The 10,959-nt window shown below is 65.1% G+C and carries 13 protein-coding genes; all 13 read left to right on the forward strand.

Translation table 11 applies throughout. The features are described 5' to 3' along the window. Positions 1–365: zinc-binding dehydrogenase (locus WBF82_RS08365; RefSeq protein ID WP_424382582.1), on the forward strand; the 365-nt coding region annotated here is incomplete at its 5' end. Between the two features lie 523 nt (positions 366–888). Continuing rightward, on the forward strand, positions 889–1,983 hold the full coding sequence (locus tag WBF82_RS08370) for a homogentisate 1,2-dioxygenase (protein ID WP_424382583.1): 1,095 nt from the start codon (positions 889–891) through the stop codon (positions 1,981–1,983). An 8-nt stretch (positions 1,984–1,991) separates the two neighbouring features. Beyond that, positions 1,992–3,167, forward strand: coding sequence for an alpha/beta fold hydrolase (locus WBF82_RS08375; protein WP_424382593.1), 1,176 nt, complete (start codon positions 1,992–1,994; stop codon positions 3,165–3,167). Continuing rightward, positions 3,164–4,372 carry a CaiB/BaiF CoA transferase family protein gene (locus tag WBF82_RS08380; RefSeq protein WP_424382584.1) on the forward strand — a complete coding sequence of 403 codons (1,209 nt, stop codon included), beginning with the start codon at positions 3,164–3,166 and terminating at the stop codon, positions 4,370–4,372. The genes WBF82_RS08375 and WBF82_RS08380 overlap by 4 nt, the downstream gene beginning before the upstream one ends. Then, on the forward strand, positions 4,369–5,262 hold the full coding sequence (locus WBF82_RS08385) for a hydroxymethylglutaryl-CoA lyase (protein WP_424382585.1): 894 nt from the start codon (positions 4,369–4,371) through the stop codon (positions 5,260–5,262). Before WBF82_RS08380 ends, WBF82_RS08385 begins: the two co-directional genes overlap by 4 nt. Beyond that, complete coding sequence (locus tag WBF82_RS08390) at positions 5,262–5,873, forward strand: TetR/AcrR family transcriptional regulator (protein WP_424382586.1); 612 nt, start codon at positions 5,262–5,264, stop codon at positions 5,871–5,873. The genes WBF82_RS08385 and WBF82_RS08390 overlap by 1 nt, the downstream gene beginning before the upstream one ends. Before the next feature lie 11 nt (positions 5,874–5,884). Continuing rightward, the gene (locus tag WBF82_RS08395; RefSeq protein ID WP_424382587.1) at positions 5,885–7,123 is read left to right on the forward strand and encodes an acyl-CoA dehydrogenase family protein; all 1,239 of its coding nucleotides are present in this window, start codon (positions 5,885–5,887) and stop codon (positions 7,121–7,123) included. 35 nt (positions 7,124–7,158) lie between these two features. Next, positions 7,159–8,106, forward strand: a complete 948-nt coding sequence (locus tag WBF82_RS08400) for a phosphotransferase family protein (protein WP_424382594.1) — start codon at positions 7,159–7,161, stop codon at positions 8,104–8,106. Positions 8,107–8,121: 15 nt separating this feature from the next. Beyond that, on the forward strand, positions 8,122–9,054 hold the full coding sequence (locus tag WBF82_RS08405; RefSeq protein WP_424382588.1) for a catalase family peroxidase: 933 nt from the start codon (positions 8,122–8,124) through the stop codon (positions 9,052–9,054). Next, positions 9,054–9,392 carry a DUF6285 domain-containing protein gene (locus WBF82_RS08410; protein WP_424382589.1) on the forward strand — a complete coding sequence of 113 codons (339 nt, stop codon included), beginning with the start codon at positions 9,054–9,056 and terminating at the stop codon, positions 9,390–9,392. Before WBF82_RS08405 ends, WBF82_RS08410 begins: the two co-directional genes overlap by 1 nt. An 11-nt stretch (positions 9,393–9,403) precedes the next feature. After that, positions 9,404–9,796 (forward strand): nuclear transport factor 2 family protein, encoded by a 393-nt coding sequence (locus WBF82_RS08415; RefSeq protein ID WP_424382590.1) that lies wholly within the window; start codon positions 9,404–9,406, stop codon positions 9,794–9,796. Positions 9,797–9,876: 80 nt separating this feature from the next. Next, positions 9,877–10,413: a YceI family protein gene (locus WBF82_RS08420; protein ID WP_424382591.1), complete on the forward strand. Its 537-nt coding sequence runs from the start codon at positions 9,877–9,879 to the stop codon at positions 10,411–10,413. 56 nt (positions 10,414–10,469) lie between these two features. Beyond that, a complete protein-coding gene (locus WBF82_RS08425) occupies positions 10,470–10,868 on the forward strand; it encodes a hypothetical protein (protein ID WP_424382592.1) in 399 nt (132 codons plus the stop codon). The last annotated feature ends 91 nt before the right edge of the window (positions 10,869–10,959 follow it).

Below are 10,959 nucleotides of genomic sequence, written 5' to 3' on the forward strand. Positions count from 1 at the left end.
GCCGCGGGGTCGACATGGTGGTCGATCCGGTCGGCGGCGACCGGTTCACTGATTCGCTGCGCTCGCTTGCTCCAGGCGGGCGGCTGCTGGTGATCGGGTTTACCGGCGGCGAAATACCCACGGTGAGGGTGAATCGGCTGCTGCTCAACAACATTGACGTCGTCGGTGTCGGCTGGGGAGCTTGGGCAGGTACCCATCCCGGTGCGCTGACCGCGCAATGGGCCGACCTCGAGCGGCTGCTCGCCTCGGGTCGGCTGGCTGCTCCGCAACCGGTGATCTACCCGCTGGACGAGGCCGCCGCCGCGATTGCATCGCTGGAAAACCGCACCGCCAAAGGGAAAGTCGTCCTCCGCGTTCGCGACTAGCTCGCAAACACCCTCGTCGGCGCCGATGGGCAGCCGAGTGCATCAGACCGCTTCGGCGGCGTCGGTGCTAACGGATGGGAAGACACCTCGGCGGCACCGCCATGACTAAAAGCATGAACTGTGGGCATCGGAAGCGGTGCGTTTGCTCTCCATCGACGCAGAGGTAGAACGCCCTCGAATCGTTGGCATCCCGGACGTAGTTAATCCCGGCAATGTCAGGACAAATGATGTCTGCATTCTGGGGAATCTGCGGCTCCGCGTGCGCAACACCCGGGCTTACCACGGTCACCCACCCGAGGCCGACAACGGCGGCAGCCCGTCTAATCGTGGCCGACACGAACATTCCTTATCATCCCTCCCAGCACGGGTGGCTGGTCAAGGGCCTTTCGGCCCTGAGTGATCGACTAGCGCCACCCGCGGTCCCGCCGACGTGTGCAGGACCCTTGTGCCGGGACAAAACAAAAAGTAATGTCACTTTCAGTTCTGCCCTCGTCGCCGATGCTGTCGTAACCCTGGAGCCGTCATGGAATCCTTCATTCACCTGCGCAAAGGCAGGACACCGCGCCGGCTCCATGCTGATCTCGACGGGTTGAAGGACGACGAACTGGGCCGCGGTGGATTTACCGGTCGAACCGCCAACATGTACCGCCGCCACGACCCCACCGCGTACCGGTCGCAGGGTCCGCTGCGCCCCATCGACGTGCTGTCCAGCGATCTCAAGCCGAGCGACGCCACCGATGCCAACGGCGGGCCGCTGTTGATGTTCGCCAACGCAGACTGCCGCATCTCACTATCCAGCCGGCAGGCGCCGATGCCGTTCTACACCCGACACGTCGACGGTGATCTGCTCTGCTTTGTGCACCAGGGCACGGGTCTCCTGGAGACCGAGTTCGGGCCGCTGCCCTACCGTGCGGGCGACTGGGTGTACGTCCCCAAGGCATGCACCTGGCGCCAAGTGCCTGACGCCGAATCCACGTGGCTGATGATCGAGGCCAGCGATGAGTTCCGCGTCCCGCCAGCCGGTTCGCTGGGCCGGCATTTCCCCTTTGACCCCTCGCAGGCCGTCATCCCCGAGCCAGAGCCGCTAGAGGACGACGGGCGCGACGAGTACGAGGTCCGGCTCGTCCACGAGGGCGGCCCGACAACGCTGTTCTACCAACACAATCCGCTCGACGTCGAAGGGTGGCGCGGCGACAACTTCGCGTTCACCTTCAATATCGGCGACTACAACGTGATCACCTCCGACAGCGTCCACTTGCCGCCGACCGTGCACCTGTTCATGCAAGCCACCGGCGTCTACGTGATGAACTTCCTGCCCAAGCCCGCCGAAGGTGTTGCGGGCACCGAACGCACACCGTGGTATCACCGCAACGTGGACTACGACGAGATCGCGTTCTTCCACGGCGGTTCGCTCTATGGCATACCGATGCCACCGGGGCTGATTAGCCATGCGCCACAAGGGGTTCACCACGGCGCGCCGGAGAAGGCGCGCGACCGGGCCCGCCGTAAGTTCGACGAATACTCCCGCGTCGACTGGCAAGTGATCGCCGTCGACACCCGTCGGCGACTGACCCCGTCAGCCGAGGTGCTGGCCCACGACCTAGGACAGCACTCATGACGACAGCGATCAAGCACGACTACGACCGCATCCCCTATCTCGTTGCGTTCGAGAACAATTCGAGCGTCCGGGACGTTTACGGTGGGCTGGCCGAGATCACCGTGCTGGAAAGCTATTTGCTCAAGCCGAAAGACAAGCAGTCCGACACCGCGCTGGTGTTCATGCATCCGATCGGCGGCGGTGCATACCTGCCGATGATCAATGCGCTGGCCCGGGCCGGTCACCACGTCATCTACTGCAACAGCCGGTTCCGCGGCACCGATTCGGCGTTGCTGATGGAGAAGGTGGTCGAGGACCTCGGCGCGGCGATCAAGGACGCCAAGGAACGTCTGGGCTATCAGAAGGTGGTGCTCGCCGGCTGGAGCGGCGGCGGTTCGCTGTCGGTGTTTTATCAGCAGCAGGCGCAGCACCCGACGATCACGTCGGGCCCGTCAGGTGACGGGCCCGATCTGACCAAGCTTGATCTGCCCGCCGCCGACGGCATCATGCTGCTGGCGGCACACATCAGCCGGCACGGCACGCTGACCGAATGGCTGGATGCGTCGATTCTCGACGAGGCCGACCCCACCAACCGCGACCCGGAACTGGACCTTTACAACCCGGACAACCCCAATCAACCGCCCTACAGTGAAGAGTTCCTAGCCCGCTATCGGCAAGCACAGATCAGCCGCAACCGCCGAATCACCACCTGGGTCAAAGCCAAACTGGCCGAACTCAAAGCCGACGGCCGTCCCGATGACGAGTTCGGATTCGTCGTGCACGGCACGATGGCCGACCCGCGGTGGCTGGATCCGAACGTCGATCCGAACGAACGCACTCCGGGAACCTGCTATCTGGGCGATCCTCAAGTGGTGAACATGAGCCCGGTCGGCCTGGCCCGGTTTTCCACCTTGCGCAGTTGGCTCTCGCAATGGAGCTACGACGATGCGCACGGCGATGGGGTGGCCTGCGGCCAGGACATCGCGGTGCCGGCCTTGGTGATCGGCAATCTGGCCGACGACGCCTGCACCCCCAGCCACACCCGACGGCTGTTCGAGGCGATTGGCCATCCCGATAAAGAGATCCACGAAATCTCCGGCGCCACACACTATTACGCTGGCCCGGATCAACGTGACAAGCTGCGGGCTGCCGTCGAGGTCGTCACCGACTGGTTAGTCCGGCACAACTTCGCGAGCAAAGAATGACTGTTCCCACGGGACCGCTGGACGGCATCCGTGTGCTCGAGCTCGGCACGCTGATCGCCGGTCCGTTCGCCGGCCGGCTGCTCGGCGACATGGGCGCCGAGGTCATCAAGGTGGAGCCACCGGGCGCACCGGATCCCTTGCGGACATGGGGGCAGGCCGAAGTCGACGGGCACCGCGTCTTCTGGACGGTGCATGCGCGCAACAAAAAGGCCATCACGTTGGACCTGCGCCGCCCGCGCGGCCGTGAGCTGTTCTTGGATCTGGTCGAGAAATCCGACATCGTAGTGGAGAACTTCCGGCCCGGCACCCTGGAGAAGTGGAACCTGGGTTACGACGTTCTCAGCCAACGCAACTCGGGCATCATCTTGGTTCGGGTATCGGGCTACGGGCAGACCGGGCCCGACGCACACAAGGCCGGTTATGCCTCGGTGGCCGAAGCAGCCAGCGGGCTGCGGCATCTCAACGGTTTCCCCGGTGGACCACCGCCCCGGCTGGCACTGTCGCTCGGCGACAGCCTGGCCGGCATGTTCGGCGCTCAGGGTGCGCTCGCCGCGCTGTATCGCCGTAGCGTCACCGGCCACGGCCAGGTCGTCGACGTCGCGTTGAACGAATCATGCTTGGCAGTGCAGGAATCCACGATCCCGGATTACGACGCCGGCGGTGTAGTACGCGGTCCGTCCGGCACTCGTCTGGAGGGCATCGCACCGTCGAACATCTACCGCAGCGCCGACGGCTCCTGGGTGGTGATCGCGGCAAACCAGGACACCGTGTTCGCGCGACTGTGCCGAGCGATGGGCCGTCCGGAACTGGCCTCCGATGACCGGTTCGCCACCCACGGCGCCCGCGGCCGCAACCAGGACGAACTGGACAAAATCATCGGCGACTGGGCCGCCGAGCGCGGGCCCAGCGAGATCATCGAAACCCTGTCCGCCGCAGGTGTGATCGCGGGCCCGATCAACACCGTCGCCGAAGTGGTCAACGATCCGCAGTTGCGCGCCCGCGACATGCTCGTCGAGCACTACGACGAGCGGCTCGCGCGGCCGGTCTTGGGTCCCGGAGTCGTGCCGGTGCTCTCGGAATCTCCGGGCAGTGTTCGCAACGCCGGCCCGGCGCGCCCCGGACAACACAACGACGACGTCTACATCGGGTTGCTCGGCAAGACCAACGAGGAACTCGACGAGCTGCGCGCCGAGGAGGTGCTATGACCCACGTGGATATTCGCGAGGTGTCGCTGCGTGACGGGTTACAAATCGAAAAGCCAATCCCGTTGTCGGCCAAGCTGGAACTGCTGGCAGCCGTTGCCGCGACGGGGGTGCGCGAGGTGGAGGCCACCGCGTTCGTTTCCCCCTCGAAGGTGCCGTCGATGGCCGATGCCGCCGAGCTCGCGGCTGAGTTGCGCCACTACCCCGACATCGAGTTCTCCGCGCTGGTGGCGAGCCCCAATGGTGCCAGGCGGGCCGTCGCGGCCGGCCTGCGTTCGATCGAATACGTGGTGTCGCCCAGCGACGCATTCAGTGCGGCCAATGTCGGGCGCAGCAGTCAAGAGGCCACCGATCAGATCGACGAGATCGTCGCGATCGCCCACGACAGCGACGTCACCGTCGAGGTCATCGTCGCCACCGCATGGGACTGTCCGTTCGAGGGGCCCACTCCGGCCCAGCGCGTCGTCGACATCGCCGCGACAGCGCGCGATCGCGGCGTCGACAGATTCTCTATAGCCGACACCATCGGAACCACCACCCCGGGAAGAGTGAGTTCGCTCATCGCACAGCTGCGTCCGGTGATCGGCGGACTTCCGCTGGGCGGACATTTCCATAACACCCGCGGTGCCGGGCTGGCCAGCGCGTACGCCGCAGTCAGCTCCGGCGTCACCCGACTGGATGCATCGGTCGGCGGGCTGGGTGGCTGTCCGTTCGCTCCCGGCGCCACCGGCAACATCGCCACCGAGGACCTGGTGTACCTGCTACGCGACAGCGGCATTGACGTCGACATCGACCTGCAGGCTGCTATCAACGCAGCCGACGTGGCGAGATCAGCTGTGGGCCATGACTTGCCGGGTGCCCTGTTGCGATCCGGTGACCGGATCAGGAACTGATGCCGACCGACCGTTTGACTACCAAGGGCCGCCAGACGCAGGCGGCGATCGAGCAGGCTGCCCGAAAGTTGTTCGCCGAGCGCGGCTTTCACGGCACGACGCTGGCCGACATCACCTCGGCGGCCGGAAAGTCTGCGGCGGTGTTCTACCGATATTTCGCCGACAAGGAAGATCTCCTGGCCGCGTTAGCCGAGTCATTCCTGCACGACGTCGTGACCGCCTCCGGGTCGGACCTGCACCTGCCGGACTCCCCCGACGACGACGCGTTTTTCACCTCGGTGGTCACCGGTTACTGGAACATGTTCAAGCAGAACATCGGCATCATGATTGCGATGGCGCAACTGGCAGCGACCCAGCAGCGGTTTGCCGCGGTCCAAAACGAATTCCGGCGGTTCGGCATGGACATCGTCGCGGCCTCAGTGCGACGCGCTCAACAGCACGGCTACGCATCCGACCTCAACCCCGAGCACATCGCGGCCGCGATCGCGTTGTTGTTCGAGAACTTCACAACGGTGTTCGTCGGCCCATCTGGACTCGGCATCGAGATCAGCGACGAAGACGCCATCGCGACATTGTCAACGGTTTGGAAGAAAACCCTGTACGGCGTGTAAGGAGCAGAACAATGGATTTCACCTTGCCAGAACACCTTCCGGGGTTGCTCGCCGACATGGACGCGTTCATCGAGCATGAGATCGCCCCGCTGCAGGCCGAGCACATGCAGTACTTCGATCAGCGTCGCGAACACGCCCGCACGGATTGGGACAACGACGGCATCCCGACCCCGGAGTGGGAGGATCTGCTCTCCGAGATGCGCCGGCGCGCCGACAAGGCCGGCTGGCTGCGCTACGGGCTACCGGCGTCGCTGGGTGGCCGCGACGGCACCAACGTCGATATGGCCGTGATCCGGGAGCATCTGGCGCACAAGGGTCTTGGCCTGCACAACGACTTGCAGAACGAGTCGTCGATCGTCGGGAACTTCCCGCAGGTGATCATGATGGAGCGCTTCGGTACCGACGCGCAACGCGCCCTGTGGTCGGAGGCCCTGATCACCGGGGAACGCTCGATGGCCTTCGGGCTCACCGAGCCGCGGCACGGCTCCGATGCCACGTGGCTGGAAACGCACGCCAAACCCGATGGTGACGAGTGGGTGATCAACGGTTCCAAGCGGTTCAACACCGGCGTGCACCGTGCCACGCATGACTTGATCTTCGCCCGCACATCCGGCGAGGCGGGCCAAGCTCGGGGCATCACCGCGTTCTTGGTCCCGACCGACACCAGCGGATTTAGCGTCCCGTATTACTGGTGGACGTTCAACATGCCCACCGATCACGGCGAAGTCGAGCTGAATGATGTGCGGGTGCCCGCCGATGCGGTACTCGGTGAGGTCGATCGCGGGCTGGAGGTTGCGCAAACGTTTTTGCACGAGAACCGAATTCGGCAAGCCGCCAGTAGTCTGGGTGCGGCGCAGTACTGCATCGATCGAGCCGCCGAATATGCCGGAGAACGGACGGTTTTCGGCAAACCGCTGGCGGTCAATCAGGCCGTGCAGTGGCCGTTGGCGGAGCTACAGACCGAGGCCCAGATGGTGCGACTGCTGGTGCAGTACGCGGCCTGGCACTTGGATCGCGACCACCACATGGAGGTGTCCGACAAGGTATCGATGGCCAACTATCGCGCGAATCGACTGGTCTGCGACGCCGCCGATCGCGCTATGCAGGTCTTCGGCGGCCTGGGCTATAGCCGTCACGAGCCGTTCGAGCACATCTACCGTCACCATCGCCGGTATCGGATCACCGAGGGCGCCGAGGAGATTCAGATCCGTCGGGTGGCGCAGCGGCTGTTCAATTTCGGCAAAAAGTGACTCTGCACGACAGCTTGCCCGCGGTGTTGGGCCCGATGCTGGGCGGCAACGTCGGGATCGACAACTTGCGCGCGTTGACCGGTGGCGCCAGCCGAACAACGTGGGCATTCGACGCCGTCACCGGCGAGGCCCGCCGGTCACTGATCTTGCGTATCGGGCCGCCCGACGACGTGCACGCCGGAATGGAGCTGGAAGCCCGTGCCCAGGGCGCCGCCGCGGCCAGCGGCGCGCCGGTCCCCCACGTTTTGGTTGCCGACGATTCGCCTGCGGCACTGGGTAATCCGTTTTTGATCTGTGACGAGATCAAAGGCGAGACGATCGTCCGGCGCATTCAGCGCACGCTCGATAAAGATGGAGGGGCAGCCGGCCGGGCACGGCTACTGCGGCAGTGCGCGCAGGCGCTGGCGGCCATCCACCGGGCCGACTCGAACCTCCCCGGGTTGACTCACGTGGACCAACTCGACGAATGGCGCGGACGACTCGATGCCATGAGCGACACCACCGCCACCTTCGAGTGGGCCTTTCGATGGCTCGCCGCCAACCGGCCCACGCCGTCGCCCACCGTGCTGGTGCACGGCGATTATCGGATGGGCAACCTCATCGTCGACGGTTCCACGCTGGCCGCGGTGCTGGACTGGGAGCTGGTGCAGATCGGCGAGGCCTACGAAGACCTGGCCTGGTTCTGCATCCGCGCCTGGCGATTCGGCGCGCCGGTCAGCCGCGCCGCCGGCGGCTTAGGCAGTGTCGAGGATTTTCTGTGCGCCTACGAGCAGGCCGGCGGGGCGACCATCGACCGGGAGGCGTTTCACTGGTGGTTGGTTCTGGCCACGCTGCGCTGGGGGGTCATCTGCCGCTACCAAGCCGAGCGTCACTTGAGCGGGCAGAACCGCTCGGTGGAACTGGCGGCGATCGGCCGTCGCGTCTGCGAGACCGAATGGGACCTGCTCAACTTGCTCGACAACGCCGCGCTGCAGACCGGTTGACCCTAAGATTCCGCTGTGGTCACTCCTGATGATGCAATCGACGCGATCCGTGGCACCGGCGGGGCTCAGCCCGGCCAACGGGCGTTGCATGCCAAGGGCAAGCTCTACCGCGGGACCTTCACTGCCACCGACGAGGCCGCCCGACTCTCCCGCGCCGCACACCTGAGCGGTGCGGCTGTGCCCGCGCTGATCCGGTTTTCCAATGGCACAGGCAATCCGGCGGCGCGAGACAATGCGCCCGGAATACGTGGAATGGCCGTGAAGTTCACGCTGCCAGACGGGTCGACCACAGACGTATCAACGCAAACTGCAAGGCTTTTCGCGTCCAGCACACCCGACGGCTTCGTGGCTCTACTGCGCGCGATGCGTCCCGGTATTACCACGCCGCTGCGTCTCGCCGGCTACATCGCCACCCATCCCGGCTTCTTCGGCGCGTTGCCGATATTGCGCGCCGCCAACAGAGTCCCGGCAAGCTACGCGACCATTCAGTACTACGGGTTGCACGCCTTCCGCTGGATCGCCGCCGACGGCAGCACGCGATTCGTTCGGTACCAGTTAGTTCCGGCCGCCAGCGAAGAGTTTCTGCCGCCCCGGATCGCGGCCGAGAGAAGCGCAGATTTTTTGATCGACGAGCTCGACGAGCGCCTGGCGTCGGAACCGGTCCGGTTCTCCTACCAAGTCCAGGTCGCGGCGGACGGCGATTCGACCGTCGATCCGTCCAAACCGTGGCGCAGCACCCAGACCGTCACGGTCGGCACCCTCGATATCACCGGCGTCGACACCGAACGCGAGCATGGCGACGACATCGTCGTGTTCGACCCCATGCGCGTCACCGACGGCATCGAAGCCTCGGATGATCCGGTGCTGCGATTCCGCTCGCTCGCCTACTCGGCGTCGGTGAAGCTACGCACCGGAGTAGATCGCGGTCCCGAGGCACCCGCGACCTGATGACGTCCGGACATGGCCGTCCGACTGCGGCTGAACTTGTCGCCGCGGTCGCCGAATTCCTCGAGACCGATGTCCGCGAGTCGACGAGCGGCCAGGTCAATTTCCATGCCCGCGTCGCGGCGAACGTGCTGCGCATCGTGGAGCGCGAATTGCTCGCCGGTTCGGCCGACGATGTCACCGATGCCCTCGCCGAGGCCGGGTTTGACGACGAAGCGCAGCTGGCTGCCGCCATCCGGGCGGGAGAGCTGGACGGCACCAGCGACCAGCTGAAATCGGCGCTGCGTGCGCTGGTCAGCCACCGTCTCTCCGTTGCGCACCCCGGTTACCAGGACGAATAGAGAGACACGCCATGCCCGCTGCCGAAGTCATCGTCGACGTGGCCGATCAACTGTTCGCGGCGATCGAGCGGAGCGACGAGGCCGCGCTTGAGCAGCTCTTCGACGACGACATCGCGGTATGGCGGGTCGGGGCCCGCCGCGACAACGACAAAGAGCGAGCGCTGAAGGTGCTGCGCTGGTTCATCGGCGTCACCACGCAACGCCGCTACGAGATCCTCGACCGGCAGCTGTTCCACGGTGCCGTCAGCGGATTCGTCCAGCAGCACATCCTGCACGCCACCGGCCACGACGGCGCATTGATCGCTTTGCGGGTGTGCATCGTGATTAAGTTGGGAGACAACTCCCTGATCAGCCGTATCGACGAGTACTTCGACCCAGCCGAGCTCGCCCCGCTGATGAGCTAGCCGGACAACGGAGGAGGAGCGGCGCAGATGACCCGCGACGTCGACGATGCAGAGCGAAGCGATGAGGAGGAGCGGCGCAGATGACCACGGTGGAAACGCTGCTGAACGACCCTGACACCGCAGGTGTGTGGAACCTCGTTGCCGATCGATCCACGATCGGCTTCAAGATCAAGAACATGTGGGGCCTGATCAGCGTCAAAGGCCAGTTCACCGACTTCAACGCCGACGGCCAGATCACCGGCAAAGGTGCGATCTTCGGCCGCCTGGACATCCAGGCGGCGTCGTTGCGTACCGGAATCGGCAAACGCGACGAGCACCTGCGGTCGGCCGATTTCTTCGATGTCGAGCGCTTTCCGCAGATCAGCGTGGAGGTCACCGCGGTCCAACCGACCACCGGTAACGCCGCTGATTTGCAGGCGACGTTGAGCATCAAGGGGGTCACCGCGCCGGTGCAGCTACCGGTACGTGTCATCGTGCTCGACGATGGCTCGGTGCGGTTATCGGCGAAAACCGAGGTCGACAGGGCCCAGTTCAACCTCGACTGGAACCGGGTCGGCATGATCGGCGAGACGGCCACAGCTTCGGCAGACATGTACTTCGTGCGGGCGCCGCGGTAGCGGCGCGGCGAGCCTGCTAGCAGCCCGCATCGTCGCCGGGCAGTACCATCTGCACCGTGTCTGCCACCAGCCCGCTGCGGGTCCTCGTCTACAGCGACAACGCCAAGACCCGACAGGACGTCATGCTGGCGTTGGGCAAGCGGGTGCACCCGGATTTGCCCGAGCTCAGCTACGTCGAAGTGGCCACTGGTCCGGTGGTCATCCAGCAGGTAGACGCCGGAAACGTCGATCTGGCCATCCTGGACGGCGAAGCCACCCCAGAAGGCGGGATGGGCATCGCAAAGCAGCTGAAAGACGAGATTGCACAGGGGCCGCCGATCGTGGTGCTCACCGGGCGGCGCGATGATGCCTGGCTGGCCAGCTGGTCACGGGCCGAGGCAGCGGTCTCGCACCCGATCGACCCGATCAGGCTGAGCCGGACGGTGCTGGAGTTGCTGCGTCCTGCTGTGCATTAGCTGACCATCGGATCCTGAGCGCCACCTGTCAGCGCCGTCGTGCGGAGCTGGATGAACGCTGCGGCAACGCCACCCCTTCGCCTGCCGAGAA

This window comes from Mycobacterium sp. (assembly GCF_049673265.1).
GTDB lineage: Bacteria > Actinomycetota > Actinomycetes > Mycobacteriales > Mycobacteriaceae > Mycobacterium.